Consider the following 17,354-nt stretch of genomic DNA (forward strand, 5'->3'; position numbering starts at 1 on the left):
TTATGGCACGCCACCATGAAAAAACCGCCAGTCCGAAGACAGGCGGTTTTGTGGTGTCACTGCTATCAGGCGATCAGCGGCTGACTTCCACCTTGTAGCGCGGCGGCAGCAACAGGGCCGGCACTTCGCGCTGCGCCTTGCGGCTGCGGCGGCTGCTGCCGGCAGGCTTGATGGTTTTCAGGCCTTCGCCGGACTTGCCCGCCATCAGGGCCGATGCCGGTACCGACATCGGATCGCGCTGGCTTTCACGCGCCGGAGTACGGGTGCCCGAACGACTCTGTTCACGACCAGCATCACGGTCACGATCCCGCTCACGACGATGGGAAGACTCCTCGCGCGGCGCAGTCGAACCAGGCTCAAAGCCAGCCATCACTTGCGGCGTCAGCGTCTGGCGCGTCAGCTTTTCAATGGCTTCATGCTGACGGGTTTCTGCCGGGCTCATCAGCGAAATGGCCACACCGCTGGCACCGGCACGACCGGTACGGCCAATGCGGTGTACATAGTCTTCCGGTGAGTTGGGCAGCTCGTAATTCACCACAAAGGGCAGTTCGCTGATATCCAGGCCACGGGCCGCCACGTCGGTAGCCACCAGCACACGCAGGCTGCCTTCCTTGAATGCCGACAAAATTTCCAGGCGCGAGGCCTGTGCCTTGTCGCCATGAATGGCTTCGGCCACCAGTCCGTCGCGCTTGAGGTCACGCGCCAGCTGGTCGGCGCTGAGCTTGGTCTTGCAGAACACGATGACCTGGCTCATGTCACGGCTCTTGATCAGATGGCTCAGCAGATAACGCTTGCGACCGGCATCGACGGAATACACCAGTTGCTCGACTTGCTCGTTGGTCGCATTCTGGCGGGCCACTTCCACCGTTTGCGGGTCTTTCATGAAGTCTGCAGCCAGCCGTTTGATTTCCGGCGCAAAGGTGGCCGAGAACAGCAGGGTTTGCCGCTCTTTGGGCAGCATGCTCATGATCTTGCGGATATCCTGGATAAAGCCCATGTCCAGCATGCGGTCGGCTTCGTCCAGCACCAGCACTTCCACCTTGTTCAGCTGGATGCTTTTTTGCTGGATGTGGTCCAGCAAACGTCCAGGGGTGGCAATCACCACTTCCATGCCACGACGCAGCTCGGCAGTCTGCGGGTCCATGTTCATGCCGCCAAACACGGTAGTGGCACGCAAAGGCAAATACTTGGTATAGGTTTTTACATTCACGCCAATCTGGTCGGCCAGCTCGCGCGTGGGCGACAGTACCAGCGCCCGCACCGGGTGCATGGCCGGAGAAACACTGGTATTGGCAAACTTTTTCAGCCGCTCCAGGATGGGGAGCATGAAGGCGGCAGTCTTGCCGGTACCGGTTTGAGCGGCAGCCAGCAAGTCACGACCGGACAGCACCAGCGGAATGGCCTTGGCCTGGATCGGTGTGGGCTCGGAATAGCCCTGTTCTTCAATGGCACGAAGAATCTCGGGCGACAGCCCGAGTTCGGAAAACAGCATGTGTGTGCTCCTGCAATTCGGTTGGGCGATGACATCGCAGCATGCCACGCATCCCCTTGTTCATGAACATGGCCTGGCCCAAATGGCAACGCGCCCATCAGGGGCGGCGGCAGGCAGGCATCAGGCCATGTGGTTGGCAACGCTGAGCAACAGGATGACAAACAGCCATAGCAAGGCTGAACGCCAGACCAGGCCGACTGCGCTTTTCAGGAAGCCCGGATCGGCTTCGTCACCCAGGCCCAGTTCCGGCCGGAACTTGATGGTGTAATCCTGCCTGAGCGGATCGCCCAGCTTGACACCAAGAGCACCGGCAGCGGAGGCCAGCAGAATGCCATTGGCGTAGTTACCCCAGGTCCGGGCCTGGGAACGCCAACAGTAGACTGCATCTTCAAAATCGCCCATGACGGCAAAGCTGGCAGCGGTCAGACGCACCGGCAACCAGTCAAGCCAGGCAGCGGCACTGCCGGCAAAACGACCAAAACGGTCTTCATCGCCCTGACGGCTACCCCATTTCTGCCCCAGCATGCTGCACAGCCGGTACAGCAAGGCACCGGACGGGCCCGGCAGCAGGACAAACCAGAACATGGTGCCAAACACATGCCGGTAACTGTCCACCACACCCTGCTCGATTGCCAGGCGGGAGATCTCGCCAACGGACAATTCGGCAGAAGGATGCCCGGTCCAGCGTGTCAGCGCCATACGTGCATCCAGGTCACGCCCTTCGGTCAAGGCCAGCGATATCTCGGAAAAGGCACTGGAGAAATGACGGAAACCCATGGTGAGGTAGAGCACCAGCACATTCCACAGAATGGCCAGCAGCGGGTTGGCCGCGTACAGGGCGTAGTACACCCCAAGGCTCAACAACACCGGAGGCAGGATGGCCAGCATCCACGCAAAGACACCATGCCGGTTGGCACCGGCATTCAGATTGCGTTCCAGATGATTGGCATAACGGGTGAAAACATGCCAAACGCGGTTGCGGTTGCCCAGTGGGCGCAGCTGCTCAAGTGCCAGCGCAATGATCAGGGAAATCAGGGTCATCAGAATTTGAATGGTGGTTTGCTCAGGCCCAGTGGCGAAGATACCACAAAGGGACAGGTACGCCCACCACATCGCATGTGGCCAGCCCTATGGGCAAGTCAGGCAGAGCCGAGAAAACGGCGTCCGCCAGCAGGTTGCGGCTGCTGTCCGCCACGGTCATAACTGAGCGTGGAAGCAGCCGCCTGACGCAGCACGGCCAGCGAAGCTTCTACCTGGCCCAGCTGCTGCTCGATGAAAGTACCATTGAGCTGGTTGATGCCCTGGGCACGATGGATGAGATCTTCCAGTGCCAGCCAGGCCTGGCGTTCTTCGGGCTTGTCGGCCAGCCAGATGTATACGGTGTCGCTGTCGGACAGGCCAAGTGTCTTCATCAGCCGGGCGCGAGACTGCGAATGCATGGCCAGTTCATCCAGCACTTTGCTCTTGCTGTCCGCCAGGTCTTCCAGGCGGTGCACCTGGCCTGCAATCATCACCTGCTGCTCTTGTTGCAGCAGGTCGATCAAGCGTGTCACCTGCTCGGCTTCAGCACGGCACAGCTGGGCAAAACCTTGTTCTTGCGTCATTGCTGCCACACCCATCTGCAGTACTTACTGGTTCAGCAGTTCTTGGGTGGAGGCGATCAGGCTGTCGGCGATCTTGTCCGGATTCACCGAAAAGGTGCCCGCTGCGATAGCGTTCTTGATGGCATCAACCTTGGCCGCATCAAAGGCAGGCGTGGTATCTGCCTGGGCAGACAGCGCACTGATGCTGCTGGCCAGCGGATTGATCTTCACGCTATCGGTCGGGGTGGACCCGGATCCGGCAGCCGGAGCGCTGGTATCGCGCCGGGCCAGCTTGCTCTGACTGGCATAGGCGCCAACGGCACTTCCCGAGTTGTCGATTTTCATGGCGTGGCCTTCCAAACTAGCTAGGGGTTTCTCTATTATCGGCTGAAAAAGCAAACTCTTGAAATATTTATCAGTAACTCAGACTGACGCTGCCATCCGGCTGCACCATGCCGCGCACCACACGTCCGCTGGACAGCCGCACCGACACCGCATCACCAACCGCAGCATTGTTATTGGCAATGCCTTCTGACAACACGCTAAAGCCGTCTCCCCCCGCCACCACCTTGACCGGCTGGCCGGCACGAATGGCATAAGGGGCATGAACCATGAAGCTGCGCAGCCAACTGCCGGCAGGTGCACCGCTGCGCATGGTCTGGCCAATCGCCAGAGCCGGACTGGTCAGCACATTGCGCGCCATGGCCGGATTGGCCACCTCCACCAGTTTGACATCCCCTTCCTGCAACACTTCACCGGCGCTCACCGAGCGGGTCAGTACCACACCCAATTGCTTTTCGTTGATGCTGACTGGCAGGCGTATGCTCCATCCGCTATCCGGACAGACAATCACCAAAGCCGTGTTGCCGGTGGTCTGCGCCGCATTGGACCAGTCCACCCGTGGCGATGCGCAGGCTGGCAACACCAGCCGCCGGTCCAGTTTGCCCAGCTTGTAGGTAGCCTGACGCGGAGCCATTTCCTGCTGCATGAAACGGTCGGCCAGTTTTTCCAGCGCGGCCATATCCTGGCTAGCGGCTGCCTGCACAAGGCCGGGCAGCAGCCAGGCCAACATCAGAGGGGAGAATTTCATCCTGCCATTGTATCCGCTACGATCCTGCCTGCGTATCGCTACCGGCCCATGCGGTGACTGCCAGGCGGGACGGCCTTGCAAGCACAGCATTCTGAGTGAGAAATCCGCCGACAGTTGCGCCGACAGATAAAAAACAGGCCACACGGGCCTGTTTTTTCAACAACACCAGCGCTTACTGCGCCAGTGTCTGTTCGACAAATGCCTTGACCTTGGCGGCATCGGCATCGAATACCACCACTTTTTGCGGCAGGTCTTCCAGACCATCAAAGCCGGCGGGGCGCGGCGGGTCACGATCCAGCGCTTCGCGGATGGTGTCGGCAAACTTGGCCGGCAGCGCGGTTTCCAGGCAGACCACGGTTTCACCCGGCAGACGCAGCTCGCGTGCCACCTTGATGCCATCGGCGGTGTGCGTATCCACCACCACGCCATCGGTCGCGTCCACCGCACGGATGGTGGCCAGACGGTCGGCATGGCTGCTCTTGCCGGAAACAAAACCGAACTTGTCCGCTGCCTCGGCCAGTCTGGCCGACAGATCAAAGCCCTTGCCGGCATCCACATCGGCCCACAATGCCTTCACGGCAGCACCGTCACGACCGACCAGATCGAACACGAAACGCTCGAAGTTGGAGGCCTTGGAGATGTCCATGGACGGGCTGGAGGTGACATAGGTGTTGGCAGTGCCGCGCGGACGGTAAGCACCGGTGCGGAAGAATTCGTCCAGTACGTCGTTTTCATTGGTGGCCACGATCAGGCGCTGCACCGGCAGGCCCATCTGGCGCGCGATATGACCGGCGCAGACATTGCCGAAGTTACCCGACGGCACGCAGAAGCTGACTTGTTCGTCATTGCTGCTGGTGGCGTTGAAATAACCCTTGAAGTAATACACAACCTGCGCCACTACGCGTGCCCAGTTGATGGAGTTGACGGTGCCGATCTGGTACTTGGCCTTGAAGGCGTGGTCGTTCTGCACCGCTTTCACGATGTCCTGACAGTCATCGAACATGCCCTTGATGGCGATGTTGTGGATGTTGGCATCCTGCAGGCTGAACATCTGCGCGCGCTGGAAGGGGCTCATCAGGCCATCCGGGCTGAGCATGAACACGCTGATGCCTCGCTTGCCGCGCATCGCATATTCGGCGGCGCTGCCGGTGTCCCCGGAGGTGGCACCCAGAATGTTCAGCGACTGGCCTTTTTTGCCCAGCACGTATTCGAACAGATTACCCAGCAACTGCATGGCCATGTCCTTGAAGGCCAGCGTCGGGCCATTGGACAGCTCCAGAATCACCAGGCCATCGGACAGGCGCTTGACCGGGGTGATGGCTTCGCTGCCAAACACGGCTGCGGTGTAAGTGCGGCTGACGATGTCCTTGAGGTCGGCCTCGGGAATATCGGTAGCGAACAGGCGGATGATTTCAAACGCCAGGTCGGCATAGGACAGACCGCGCCAGGCATCCAGCTGGCTGCGGCTGATCTGCGGGTAGCTTTCCGGCAGCGCCAGGCCACCATCGGGAGCCAGACCCATGAGCAGGATGTCGCTGAAACTTTGCGGCTGCATGCCGCCACGTGTGCTGATGTACTTCATGTGATGTGATTCAACCTGTACGAATGCAGAAGACGTTGCAAGAAGGATGGCCGCGGACAGATGAGCCTCAATCGGCGGCACTGGCCTCCAGATGATGACTGCAAGCAGCGGAAGCTTCGGCCAGGCGCTTTTTGCCGCGCGGGTCGTCCTTGCGGATTTGCCCGGTCAGCACGCCCATGACTTCTTCGGAGCTGAAGGTATTGGCCAGATGCTCGCTGGCACACTGGCAGTACTTCTGGATCTGGACATCCGAGCGCTCGCTGGCACCATCCGATGCCGGCGTGCGCTTGATACAGCTGCGCATCAGGAAACCCTGCAGCAGATTATGCTGACCCGGTGTCAGTGGTGTTGCGTGCAGGGCCGATGCAGTCAGCGCACAGGCCATGCCCACTCCATTCATCCAGTACCTTGCCATTTGCAGCCATCCTGTCACCACCCCGCGCCCAGGCGCGGGGATGGCAACTGCTTTAGTCGTTGAGTTCTTCCATGCGCAGACGCACCACCTTGCCCGATACGCTTTCCAGCGCTTCGATGGCGGCGATGGCTGCATTGATGGCGCGTTCCTGCACACGATGGGTGAGGATCACCACTTCGGCATTGCCCTCGCTGGCCGAACCCTTCTGGATCAGCGCTTCGATGGAAATGCCGTTTTCTGCCAGCAGGCCGGTGATATTGGCCAGCACACCGGCGCGGTCGGCAGCACCGATGCGCAGGTAGTAGGAGCTGTACACATCATCAATCGGCAGGATAGGCAGGTTTTTCAGCTGGTCCGGCTGGAAGGCCAGATGCGGCACGCGATGTTCCGGGTCGGCGGTCAGCAGGCGGGTCACGTCGACAATATCGGCCACCACGGCAGAAGCTGTCGGCAGTGCGCCGGCACCGGCACCGTAGTGCAGGGTCTGGCCGATAGCATCGCCCTTGGCCAGTACCGCGTTCATCACGCCGTTGACGTTGGCGATCAGCTGGCTGGCCGGAATCAGGGTCGGGTGCACGCGCAATTCCACGCCAGCATCGGTGCGGCGGGTAAAGCCCAGCAGCTTGACGCGGTAGCCCAGTTCTTCGGCGTACTTGATGTCGCGGCCATCCAGCTTGCTGATGCCTTCCAGATAGCAGCTGTCAAACTGCATCGGGATACCAAAGGCCAGCGCGGCCATGATAGTGAGCTTGTGACCGGCGTCGTGGCCTTCAATGTCGAAGGTGGGGTCGGCTTCGGCATAGCCCAGGCGCTGCGCCTCGGCCAGTACGTCAGCAAAGCTGGCACCCTTGTCGCGCATTTCGGTCAGGATGAAGTTGGAAGTGCCGTTGATGATGCCGGCAATCCATTCGATGCGGTTGGCCGACAGGCCTTCACGCAGCGCCTTGATGATGGGAATGCCACCGGCAACTGCAGCTTCGAAAGCCACCATCACGCCCTTTTCCTGGGCGCGGGCAAAGATTTCATTGCCATGCACGGCCAGCAGCTTCTTGTTGGCAGTCACCACGTGCTTGCCGTTTTCGATGGCCTTGAGCACCAGCTCCTTGGCGATGGTGTCGCCACCGATCAGTTCGACCACAATGTCGACTTCCGGATTGTTGACCACCAGCATGGCGTCATCCACCACCGGCACGCCTTCGCCCAGTACTTCGCGGGCGCGGGCTACATCGCGGTTGGCGGCCATGCATACGCGGATGGGGCGACCGGCGCGGCGGCTGATTTCCTCGGCGTTACGCTTGAGTACGGTGGCGGTACCGCCACCGACTGTCCCCACTCCCATCAGGCCAATATTGATCGGCTTCATAACATTCTCCATGTCTGTCTCTAGTGTTTTGTCCCGGGCCGACGGCCTCTTGGCAAAACGGCGCTAGCCGGCTTGCCAGGAGGTCTTCACTCTGAAAAACCCAGCCGACGGATGTGTATCCGTCGGCTGGATAGCATCAGGCGGTGCCGTGACGCTGGCGGTAACGCGCCAGGAATCGGGCAATGCGGCCTATCGCTTCGATCAGGTCATCCGAGTTAGGAAGGAATACCACGCGGAAGTGATCCGGCGCAATCCAGTTAAACCCGCTGCCCTGCACCAGCAACACTTTTTCTTCCTGCAAGAGTTCCAGGATGAACTGCTGGTCGTCGCTGATGGGGTAGATTTTCGGGTCCAAGCGCGGGAACAGGTACAAGGCCCCTTGCGGCTTGACGCAAGTCACACCCGGAATGTCGGTGAGCAGCTTGTGCGCCAGGTCGCGCTGGCGGGCAAGGCGTCCGCTTGGCGCTACCAGGTCGTCGATGCTCTGGTAACCGCCCAGGGCGGTCTGGATGGCAAACTGTGCCGGCACATTGGCACACAAGCGCATCGAGGCCAGCATGTTCAGGCCTTCGATGTAGTCGCGCGCGTGATTTTTCTCGCCACACAGAATCATCCAGCCGGCGCGGTAGCCACAGGCGCGATAGTTCTTGGACAAGCCATTGAAGGTGACCACCAGCAGGTCCGGCGCCAGCGAGGCGATGGAGGTGTGCTTGACTTCGTCGTACAGCACCTTGTCGTAGATTTCATCGGCGTAGATGATCAGCTGGTGCTGGCGCGCCAGATCGACAATCTGCTGCAACAGCGCCGGCGGATACACCGCACCGGTGGGGTTGTTGGGGTTGATCACCACGATGGCACGGGTATTGGGGGTGATCTTGGCGCGGATGTCGTCGATGCTGGGGAACCAGCCCTGCTCTTCGTCACAGACATAGTGCAGCGCCTTGCCACCAGCCAGGCTGACTGCAGCCGTCCACAGCGGGTAGTCCGGTGCCGGCACCAGCACTTCATCGCCATTGTCCAGCAAGGCCTGCATGGCCATCACGATCAGCTCGGACACGCCGTTGCCGATGATGATGTCGTCCATGCTGACATTGGGCAGGTGTTTTTCCTGCGCGTAATGCATGATGGCCTTGCGCGCGGCAAACAGGCCCTTGGAGTCGGAATAACCAGAGGCGGATGGCAGGTTGACGATGACGTCTTCGATGATTTCATCCGGTGCAAAGAAACCGAACGGCGCCGGGTTGCCGATATTCAGCTTGATGATGCGATGGCCTTCGTCTTCCATCTTCTTGGCATGCTCAAGCACCGGGCCACGGATGTCGTAGCAGACATTGGCGAGCTTCTGCGATTTGTGTACTGGCTGCATGGTGGCCTGTTTTTCCGTCACGGACCGCGCCCCGGCTTTGGCGGTGTGCTGGCGGCGGCGCGGCTTGTTGTCTTTCATTGGAGTCCCTTGTCTGTCCCGGCCACGGGCAAAGCGTACCTTGGCGGCTGGTCAGGGTATAATGCTATCCCAATCCGTGTTGCACTGCATGACGACGTGCGCGCCATACCGGCATGGCTGCAACAGCGCTGCGTGCTGATTTTTATTCCTTGCGGGAAATCCACTCCATGAAAATGCATCAGGCCCTGGGACTGGGCAAAAACCTGTTTACCGGCTACGGCGAAGGCCATGTGCTGATCAATGCCGAACGCCATGACGGCAACCTGATTGTCACCCCGGACAGCGTGCAGCCCTGGGGCGTGGCCGATTTTGCCAGCCTGACGGAACAGCATTTCAGCATGCTGCTGGAGATGCAGCCGGAGGTGGTGCTGTTCGGCTCCGGCGCCAGCCTGCGCTTTTTCCACCCCAAACTGATGGCAGCCCTGACCAATGCCGGTATCGGTGTGGATGTGATGGACACCCAGGCCGCCTGCCGCACCTTCAATATCCTGATGGCGGAAGACCGCCGGGTGATTGCCGCCATTCTGGCCATCTGAACCGGTCCTGCCATAAAAGAAGCCCCGCATTGCTGTCATGCGGGGCTTTTGCTTGTATCTGGCAAGCAGCTGGATTCAGGCAGCCGCAGCTTTCTCGCCGCCAAACTCTTCAAACGCCTGCAAGGCTTCGGCAGCCGTCATCAAGGACGGACCCCCGCCCATGTATACCGCCACTTGCAGCATTTCCATGAATTCCGCCCGGGTACAGCCCAGCTCCACCAGTGCCTTGCTGTGGAAGGCCAGACAGCCCTGACAACGACTGGCAATGCCGATGGCCAACGCAATCAGCTCCTTGGTCTTGTTGGATAGCGCACCCTCGGTATGGGCGGCGCGGCTCATCTGGCCGAAGCCTTTCATGGTGTCAGGAATTTCGCGACGGAATTCGGCCAGCTTGCTGCCCAAGTCTTGTGCCAGTGCGGTGTAATCGTGGCTCATTATTGCTCTCCCAATAAGTTACAAATTAATATTATATATTTTTATATATCATTGCAAGGCATGCTGGAACCGCGCCAGCACAAAATGCAGGCATGGTAATCTGGCTGCCTTGCACTCGCCCGAGGATGACCCGTGTCCCACACTCCCACCGCACTGGCCGACTACGATCATGTACGCCAATGGGCAATGCAGTCGCTGTTCCAGCACATGGACGACAGCTATCAGGGCACGGTCATCGTGGACGATCAGGCGCGCATCATCTGGATCAATGCCCGTTATGCCGAGCGCTTTGGCTTTGCCGACCCGGCCGCTGCGCTGGGCCAGCCGGTGGAAAACGTCATCCCCAACAGCCAGATGCGCGAAGTGCTGAGAACCGGCGTGCCGATGCTGCTGGACATCATGCCCACCGGCAAGGACCAGCTGGTGGTGATGCGGCTGCCGCTGAAGGATGGCCAGGGCAAGATCATCGGTGCGGTGGGCTTTGCCCTGTTCGACCAGATTCAATCACTGGCACCGCTGGTGGCCAAGTTTGCCCGGCTGGGCGAGGAGCTGGCGGCCACGCGCGAATCATTGGCGCAGGCGCGGCGTGCCAAATACAGTTTTGACGATTTTGTCGGCCACAGCAGCCAGATCAGCGAAGTCCGGCGTCAGGCCATGCTGGCCGCCCCGCTGGAAGGTGCGGTATTGCTGCTGGGCGAAACCGGCACCGGCAAAGAAGTGCTGGCGCATGCCATTCATGCTGCCTCGCCCCGCGCCGGCAAGCCCTTGGTCAGCCTCAATATGGCGGCCATTCCCGACACCCTGCTGGAAGCCGAGCTGTTTGGTGCCAGCCCCAATGCCTATACCGGCGCGGACAAGAAAGGCCGCATCGGCAAGCTGCAACTGGCCGATGGCGGGACGCTGTTTCTGGATGAAATAGGCGACATGCCGGCCAGCCTGCAAGCCAAGCTGCTGCGCGTGCTGCAGGACAAGGAATTCGAACAGCTGGGTGCCAACCGCGTGCTGCGGGCGGACATCCGCATCATTGCCGCCACCTCGGCCCGGCTGGAAGAAAAAGTGGCTGCTGGCAGCTTCCGTGCCGATCTTTACTATCGGCTGAACGTACTCACCATCCAGTTGCCGCCCTTGCGCGCCCATTTGCAAGACCTGCCGGAACTGGCCGAGTCGTTGCTCGCCCAGCTGGCGCGGCACGGCCATGTGGCGCGCCAGCAGATCAGCCATGCCGCCCTGCAAAGGCTGGCCGCCTATCACTGGCCCGGCAATGTGCGCGAACTGCGCAATATTCTGGAACGTGCCAGCATGCTGGGGCGCGGCAGCCTGCTGGACGAAGAAGACATCAACGCCCTGCTGGGCAAGCCGAGCACTGCTGCTGCCCCGGTCGGTGCCAGCTACCAGCAGCAAATGGCCCACTATGAAGCCCAGCTGCTACGCCAGGCCTTGCAAGCCTGTCAGGGCCATGTGCCCAGCGCCGCGCGGCAATTGGGCATGGGCCGCGCCACCTTGTACAAAAAGCTGGCTGCACTGGGCATCAACCCAAGTGATTTCTGAAACACAACCCGACCATTCCCGCTAGCCGTCTCCAAACAGAGACGGCGTCTACAAATCGAGACTTCCCCGCTTTTCCTGCTGCCACAAGGCTTTCCTGCCGTGCAGTACCGTCCAGTTCGTCTCCAAATCGAGACAACAAGCCAGCCTCCCGCCCTGAAATCACGGCAAGTCATTGATTTAAAACAAACAGCAAATCTGGCACGCTTCCTGCAATATCAACGCACCGACATGGGGCAACCCCATGATCGTCCGGTCTTGCACAGGCCATACAACAATGATTGAGGAGAAACACCATGAGCTTTATCGTGGTCTTGCTGGCCCTGTTCTTCCTGATGCTGGCCGCTTATCGCGGCTACAGCGTTATCCTGATGGCACCACTGGCCGCCCTGGGCGCAGTGCTGCTGACCGACCCCTCCGCTGTGGCACCCGCATTCAGCGGACTGTTCATGGACAAGATGGTGGGCTTCATCAAGCTGTACTTCCCGGTGTTCTTGCTGGGTTCGGTATTCGGCAAGCTGGTGGAGATGTCCGGCTTTTCCAAATCCATCGTTGCCGCCGTCATCCGCTTTATCGGTGAAAAGCGCGCCATCGCCGTGATCGTGGCGGTATGTGCACTGCTGACCTATGGCGGGGTATCGCTGTTCGTGGTGGTGTTTGCCGTCTACCCCTTTGCCGCCGAACTGTTCCGCCAGAGCAATATCCCCAAGCGGCTGATTCCCGGCACCGTGGCCCTGGGCGCGTTTTCCTTCACCATGGACGCCCTGCCCGGCACGCCGCAAATCCAGAACATCATCCCCACCACCTTTTTCAAGACCACCGCCTGGGCGGCCCCGGCACTGGGTATTTGCGGTGCGGTGTTCATCACCCTGGTGGGGCTGGCTTATCTGGAATGGCGCCGCCGCAGCCTGATGGCCAAGGGCGAAGGCTATGGCACCGATTTGCGCAACGAGCCGGAACACATCGACACCAGCAGCCTGCCCTCGCCCTGGCTGGCCATTGCCCCGCTGCTGCTGATCGGCATCAGCAACTTTGCCTTTACCCGCTGGATTCCCGCCTGGTACGGCAGCAGTCACGAACTGCATCTGGCCGGCATGGCCAAGCCGGTCACCACCCAGATTTCCACCGTCACCGCCATCTGGTCGGTGGAAGCCGCCTTGCTGCTGGGCATTGCCTTTGTCGCCCTCACCGCCTGGCCCGCCATCAAGGAGCGCTTTGCCGAAGGCAGCAAGGGAGCGATTGCCGGTGCCATGCTGGCCGCCATGAACACCGCCTCGGAATACGGCTTTGGTGCGGTGATTGCCGCCCTGCCCGGCTTCATGGTGATTGGTCATGCCTTGCAGAGCATTCCCAACCCGCTGGTGAATGCCGCGGTCACGGTCAGCACGCTGGCCGGCGTCACCGGCTCGGCTTCCGGCGGCATGAGCATTGCGCTGGCAGCGATGGGCGAACAGTTCATCAGCGCCTGCCAGGCGGCGGGCATTCCGCTGGAAGTACTGCACCGGGTGGTGGCCATGGCCAGTGGCGGTATGGACACGCTGCCGCATAACGGCGCGGTGATCACCCTGCTGGCGGTCACCGGCCTCACCCACCGCGAGGCTTACCGCGACATCTTTGCCGTCACCCTGATCAAGACGCTGGCGGTGTTCTTTGTGATTACCGTTTTCTATCTCACCGGGCTGGTCTGATTCCATCAGGTAATCCCATCCACCGGCCCTGCACTACGCAGGGCCAGACAGGACGATCAACATGACAACACTGGCAGGCAAAACTGCGCTGGTTACCGGCTCCACCAGCGGCATCGGTCTGGGCATTGCCCTGGCACTGGCCGAAGCGGGGGCCGATATCGTGCTCAACGGCTTTGGCGACATCGAAGCTGCTCTGGCTCTGATCCGCAGCCATGGCGTGCAGGCCTGGCATCATCCGGCCGATTTGTCCGATCCGGCCCAGATTGACGCGCTGTGCGCCTTTGCCGCGCACGAAACCGGCGGCGTGGACATTCTGGTGAACAATGCCGGCATCCAGCATGTAGCCCCGATCGAAGCCTTTCCGCCCGCCCAGTGGGACAAGGTGCTGGCCATCAACCTGAGCGCGGTATTCCATACCAGCCGCCTGCTGCTGCCGCTGATGCGCCAGCGCGGCTGGGGCCGCATCATCAATATCGCCTCCACCCACGGGCTGGTGGCTTCCAGCGGAAAGTCCGCCTATGTGGCAGCCAAGCATGGCGTGCTGGGCCTCACCAAGACCGTGGCACTGGAAACTGCCCACAGCCCGGTCACCTGCAATGCCATTTGTCCCGGCTGGGTGCTCACCCCGCTGGTGGCACAGCAGATTGCCGACCGCGCCAGCGCACAGGGCATCAGCCCACAACAAGCCCAGCACGATTTGCTGGCCGAAAAACAACCCTCCGGCCAGTTTGTCACCCCGGCGCAACTGGGAGCACTGGCGGTGTTTTTGTGCAGCCCGGCTGGCGATGAGGTACGCGGTGCCGCCTGGGCCATGGATGGCGGCTGGACTGCCCAATAAGCAAAGCAAGGACAATACGATGAACAAGCTTTACCCGGATGCCGCCAGCGCACTGACGGACATTGTGGCCGACGGCCAGACCATTGCCGTGGGCGGCTTCGGCCTGTGCGGCATTCCCGAAGCGCTGATCACTGCACTGCGCGACAGCGGCGTGCGCAATCTCACTGCCATTTCCAATAATGCCGGGGTGGACGGCTTTGGCCTGGGCCTGCTGCTGCAAACCCGGCAAATCCGCAAGATGGTGTCGTCCTATGTCGGAGAGAACAAGGAGTTCGAACGCCAGTACCTGAGCGGCGAACTGGAACTGGAATTCACCCCGCAAGGCACGCTGGCAGAAAAACTGCGCGCCGGCGGCAGCGGTATTCCGGCCTTCTTCACCCGCACCGGCTACGGCACACTGGTGGCCGAAGGCAAGGAGGTGCGCGAATTCAACGGTCACCCGCACATTCTGGAACAAGCCCTGTTTGCCGACATTGCCCTGGTCAAGGCCTGGAAGGCGACCGGGCCGGGAACCTGGTTTACCGCCGCACCGCGCGCAATTTCAATCCCAATGTGGCGATGGCCGGACGCATCACCGTGGCCGAAGTGGAAGAAATTGTCGAAAACGGCATGCTGGACCCTGACGCCATCCACACCCCCGGCATTTTCGTGCAGCGACTGGTGCTGAATGCCCATCCCGAAAAACGCATCGAGCAGCGCACCGTGCGCGCTGCCGCCCTGACGGAGGCATGAACATGGCCTGGACACGCGAACAAATGGCTGCACGGGCAGCACAGGAATTGCAGGATGGCTTTTATGTGAACCTGGGCATCGGCCTGCCCACGCTGGTGGCCAACCATGTGCCGGACGGCATGGAAGTGTGGCTGCAATCGGAAAACGGCCTGCTGGGCATTGGCCCGTTTCCGACCGAGGACGAGGTAGACCCGGACCTGATCAACGCTGGCAAGCAAACCATCACTACCCTGCCCGGCTCGGCCATTTTCAGCTCGGCCGACTCCTTTGGCATGATTCGCGGCGGCAAGATCAATCTGGCCATCCTCGGCGCGATGCAGGTCAGCCAGCATGGCGACCTGGCCAACTGGATGATTCCGGGCAAGATGGTCAAGGGCATGGGCGGGGCTATGGACCTAGTGGCCGGTGTCGGCAAGGTGGTGGTGCTAATGGAACACACGGCCAAGAAAAAGGACGGCACGGAAGAAGCCAAGCTGCTGGAGCGCTGCACCCTGCCCCTGACCGGCGTGGGGGTAGTCAGCCTGATCATCACCGATCTGGGCGTGATCCGGGTGGAAGCAGACGGCCTGCATCTGCAAGAGCTGGCACCGGATGTCAGCGTGGTGGATATCCGCGCCCGCACCGCCGCCCCACTGCATGTGCCGGCCGCCCTGCACGCAAGGGAAAGCGCCATCGCCGGCTGAGTCAGCTTCACATCAGCCATGAAAAAAGCACGCGTCTGATTGCCAGAGGCGTGCTTTTTTTACTGCCGGCCCGTAAGGGCTAGAGCAAGGATTTGACCAGCAAGGCGGTCAGCAGGATGGCAATCAGGCTGAGCAGGAAGTTCTGCCGTTTCTGCTCGCGCATCAGATGCATATAACCCTCCACCAGCAAATCGCTCTTGGCTGCCGACAAGGCCTCGTTCAGCTTGCGCGGCAGCGTGGGCAGGGTGGTGGCCCATTGCGGGGCCTCCTGCTTGAGTGTGCGCAACATGCCACGCCAGCCGATCTGCTCGTTCATCCACTTGGTGAGGAAGGGCTTGGCGGTGTCCCACAAGTCCAGCTCCGGATCCAGCTGGCGGCCCAGGCCCTCGATATTGAGCAGGGTTTTCTGCAGCAATACCAGCTGCGGCTGGATTTCCACATTGAAGCGGCGGCTGGTTTCAAACAGGCGCAGCAGCACCAGGCCAAAGGAAATCTGCGACAGCGGCTTTTCAAAGATGGGTTCGCACACCGTGCGCACCGCAGCCTCCAGCTCTTCGGCGCGTGTTTCTTTCGGCACCCAGCCCGATTCGATATGCGCGGTGGCCACCCGGTGGTAGTCACGGTTGAAGAAAGCCAGGAAGTTGACCGCCAGATAATGCTTGTCCTCGTCGGTCAGGCTGCCGACGATGCCGAAATCCAGCGCGATATAGCGGCCATCTTCCGCCACGAAGATATTGCCCGGATGCATGTCTGCATGGAAAAAACCGTGACGGAATACCTGGGTGAAGAAGATTTCCACCCCGAAGCGCGACAGCTTCCGCAGGTCCACGCCCTGCTCGCGCAGGCGCTCAATCTGGCCCACCGGCGTGCCGTGCATCCATTCCAGCGTCAGCACCTGCCGGTTGCTGTAGTCGTAAAACACCTCCGGCACGATCAGCATGTCCGAACCGGTAAAGTTGCGGCGCAGCTGCGAGGCATTGGCTGCCTCGTGCATCATGTCCAGTTCGTCGTGCAGGTATTTGTCGAACTCGGCCACCACCTCGCGCGGCTTCAGCCGCTTGCCGTCGATGAAAAAGCGTTCCACCCAGCCCGCCAGGGTGGCCATCAAGGCCAGGTCCTGCTCGATCACCGGCTGGATGCCGGGGCGCAATACCTTCACCGCCACTTCGCGGCCACGGCTGCCATCCGGCTGTTTCAGCCAGGCCTTGTGTACCTGAGCCACCGAGGCACTGGCCACCGGGGTGATCTCAAAATCGACATACAAATTTTCTACTGGCTGGCCGAAGCTCTGTTCGATCACCTGCCGCGCCAGTGCACCATCAAACGGGGCGACACGGTCCTGCAAATGGGCCAGCGCGTCGGCATAGTCCGGCGGCAACAAGTCGCGCCGGGTGGACAGCACCTGGCCGAACTTGACGAAAATCGGCCCCAGGCTTTCCAGCGCCAGCCTGACCCGCTCAGGCAGCGGTGCACTGACATCGCGCGGCACCGGGCACAGTTTCAGCAAACTGTGGACAAAGCCCAGCCGGGAATGGCCCTGGAAAAAATCATCCAGGCCATAGCGGTACAGCGTGGAAACAATCTTGAAAAAACGCGAAATCCGCATAATGAGAACGGGCTTGCCCTTATTCCTTGGTTTGCGCCAGCGCCGCTTCCAGCAGCGCCAGTCGTTTTTCGCTGCGCGCCACATCGTCACGCAGGCCATCCACTGCGGCCACAAAGCCGCCTACTGCCTGACGGCTGGCCAGCATGGGGGCTTCTTCCCGCAGGTGCTCCACCCAGTTTTCCAGCAGGCGCCAGGCAATCTCACCCTTGAAGCCCAGCGAGGCACGCGCCACACGCTGCAGGCGATTGGCGGCGACATCGCCCACCAGCCGGGACAAATCCTCACCGGCATCCCAGCGCAGGCGGCCAGCAAGCGGCCCACC

Annotated in this window: 17 protein-coding genes and 2 pseudogenes; 7 read left to right on the forward strand and 12 right to left on the reverse strand. The window is 60.9% G+C overall.

Annotated features, from left to right (window positions below):
• Nucleotides 1-73: 73 nt before the first annotated feature.
• The 9 genes from AWT75_RS05795 to AWT75_RS05835 all read right to left on the reverse strand — a co-directional run bounded on the left by AWT75_RS05795 (nucleotide 74) and on the right by AWT75_RS05835 (nucleotide 8,891).
• Complete coding sequence (locus AWT75_RS05795; protein WP_062788121.1) at nucleotides 74-1,492, reverse strand: DEAD/DEAH box helicase; 1,419 nt, start codon at nucleotides 1,490-1,492, stop codon at nucleotides 74-76.
• Nucleotides 1,493-1,612: 120 nt separating this feature from the next.
• Entirely contained in the window at nucleotides 1,613-2,533 is a 921-nt protein-coding gene (locus AWT75_RS05800; RefSeq protein WP_045845491.1) for a CobD/CbiB family protein, read from the reverse strand.
• A 98-nt stretch (nucleotides 2,534-2,631) separates the two neighbouring features.
• Nucleotides 2,632-3,096 (reverse strand): flagella synthesis protein FlgN, encoded by a 465-nt coding sequence (locus AWT75_RS05805; RefSeq protein WP_045845490.1) that lies wholly within the window; start codon nucleotides 3,094-3,096, stop codon nucleotides 2,632-2,634.
• Nucleotides 3,097-3,120: 24 nt separating this feature from the next.
• Entirely contained in the window at nucleotides 3,121-3,420 is a 300-nt protein-coding gene (flgM, locus tag AWT75_RS05810) for a flagellar biosynthesis anti-sigma factor FlgM (RefSeq protein ID WP_062788124.1), read from the reverse strand.
• A gap of 70 nt (nucleotides 3,421-3,490) precedes the next feature.
• Complete coding sequence (gene flgA, locus AWT75_RS05815) at nucleotides 3,491-4,165, reverse strand: flagellar basal body P-ring formation chaperone FlgA (RefSeq protein WP_062788126.1); 675 nt, start codon at nucleotides 4,163-4,165, stop codon at nucleotides 3,491-3,493.
• 172 nt (nucleotides 4,166-4,337) lie between these two features.
• Nucleotides 4,338-5,747, reverse strand: coding sequence for a threonine synthase (gene thrC / locus AWT75_RS05820; protein WP_062788128.1), 1,410 nt, complete (start codon nucleotides 5,745-5,747; stop codon nucleotides 4,338-4,340).
• 67 nt (nucleotides 5,748-5,814) lie between these two features.
• Nucleotides 5,815-6,162, reverse strand: a complete 348-nt coding sequence (locus AWT75_RS05825; RefSeq protein ID WP_131355684.1) for a hypothetical protein — start codon at nucleotides 6,160-6,162, stop codon at nucleotides 5,815-5,817.
• Nucleotides 6,163-6,214: 52 nt separating this feature from the next.
• Complete coding sequence (locus AWT75_RS05830) at nucleotides 6,215-7,525, reverse strand: homoserine dehydrogenase (protein ID WP_045845485.1); 1,311 nt, start codon at nucleotides 7,523-7,525, stop codon at nucleotides 6,215-6,217.
• 136 nt (nucleotides 7,526-7,661) lie between these two features.
• Nucleotides 7,662-8,891 carry a pyridoxal phosphate-dependent aminotransferase gene (locus AWT75_RS05835; protein ID WP_062788162.1) on the reverse strand — a complete coding sequence of 410 codons (1,230 nt, stop codon included), beginning with the start codon at nucleotides 8,889-8,891 and terminating at the stop codon, nucleotides 7,662-7,664.
• A gap of 245 nt (nucleotides 8,892-9,136) precedes the next feature.
• On the opposite strand from AWT75_RS05835, the gene AWT75_RS05840 reads away from it, so the two are divergent.
• Nucleotides 9,137-9,505: an Mth938-like domain-containing protein gene (locus AWT75_RS05840; protein WP_045845718.1), complete on the forward strand. Its 369-nt coding sequence runs from the start codon at nucleotides 9,137-9,139 to the stop codon at nucleotides 9,503-9,505.
• Nucleotides 9,506-9,580: 75 nt separating this feature from the next.
• Here the strand turns inward: AWT75_RS05840 and AWT75_RS05845 are convergent, their stop codons facing one another.
• Nucleotides 9,581-9,940, reverse strand: a complete 360-nt coding sequence (locus AWT75_RS05845) for a carboxymuconolactone decarboxylase family protein (RefSeq protein WP_062788132.1) — start codon at nucleotides 9,938-9,940, stop codon at nucleotides 9,581-9,583.
• A gap of 132 nt (nucleotides 9,941-10,072) precedes the next feature.
• Between AWT75_RS05845 and AWT75_RS05850 the strand changes: the two genes are divergently transcribed.
• The 6 genes and pseudogenes from AWT75_RS05850 to AWT75_RS05870 all read left to right on the forward strand — a co-directional run bounded on the left by AWT75_RS05850 (nucleotide 10,073) and on the right by AWT75_RS05870 (nucleotide 15,426).
• Entirely contained in the window at nucleotides 10,073-11,488 is a 1,416-nt protein-coding gene (locus AWT75_RS05850; RefSeq protein ID WP_275575688.1) for a sigma-54 interaction domain-containing protein, read from the forward strand.
• A gap of 293 nt (nucleotides 11,489-11,781) precedes the next feature.
• Nucleotides 11,782-13,173: a GntP family permease gene (locus tag AWT75_RS05855; RefSeq protein WP_045845482.1), complete on the forward strand. Its 1,392-nt coding sequence runs from the start codon at nucleotides 11,782-11,784 to the stop codon at nucleotides 13,171-13,173.
• Nucleotides 13,174-13,234: 61 nt separating this feature from the next.
• The gene (locus AWT75_RS05860; protein ID WP_062788137.1) at nucleotides 13,235-14,011 is read left to right on the forward strand and encodes a 3-hydroxybutyrate dehydrogenase; all 777 of its coding nucleotides are present in this window, start codon (nucleotides 13,235-13,237) and stop codon (nucleotides 14,009-14,011) included.
• Nucleotides 14,012-14,030: 19 nt separating this feature from the next.
• Nucleotides 14,031-14,459, forward strand: a pseudogene (locus AWT75_RS23935) (CoA transferase subunit A); the annotation flags it as partial.
• Nucleotides 14,460-14,563: 104 nt separating this feature from the next.
• Nucleotides 14,564-14,743, forward strand: coding sequence for a CoA-transferase (locus tag AWT75_RS23940; RefSeq protein ID WP_275575689.1), 180 nt, complete (start codon nucleotides 14,564-14,566; stop codon nucleotides 14,741-14,743).
• A 2-nt stretch (nucleotides 14,744-14,745) separates the two neighbouring features.
• A complete protein-coding gene (locus AWT75_RS05870) occupies nucleotides 14,746-15,426 on the forward strand; it encodes a CoA transferase subunit B (protein WP_062788139.1) in 681 nt (226 codons plus the stop codon).
• Between the two features lie 79 nt (nucleotides 15,427-15,505).
• On the opposite strand, the gene ubiB is transcribed toward AWT75_RS05870, so the two are convergent.
• Together ubiB and AWT75_RS05880 are read right to left on the reverse strand one after the other, a co-directional pair.
• The gene (gene ubiB, locus AWT75_RS05875) at nucleotides 15,506-17,032 is read right to left on the reverse strand and encodes a ubiquinone biosynthesis regulatory protein kinase UbiB (protein ID WP_045845479.1); all 1,527 of its coding nucleotides are present in this window, start codon (nucleotides 17,030-17,032) and stop codon (nucleotides 15,506-15,508) included.
• A 19-nt stretch (nucleotides 17,033-17,051) separates the two neighbouring features.
• Nucleotides 17,052-17,354, reverse strand: a pseudogene (locus tag AWT75_RS05880) (sterol-binding protein); the annotation flags it as partial.

Source organism: Aquitalea pelogenes, assembly GCF_001515305.1.
In the GTDB taxonomy this organism is placed as follows: domain Bacteria; phylum Pseudomonadota; class Gammaproteobacteria; order Burkholderiales; family Chromobacteriaceae; genus Aquitalea; species Aquitalea pelogenes.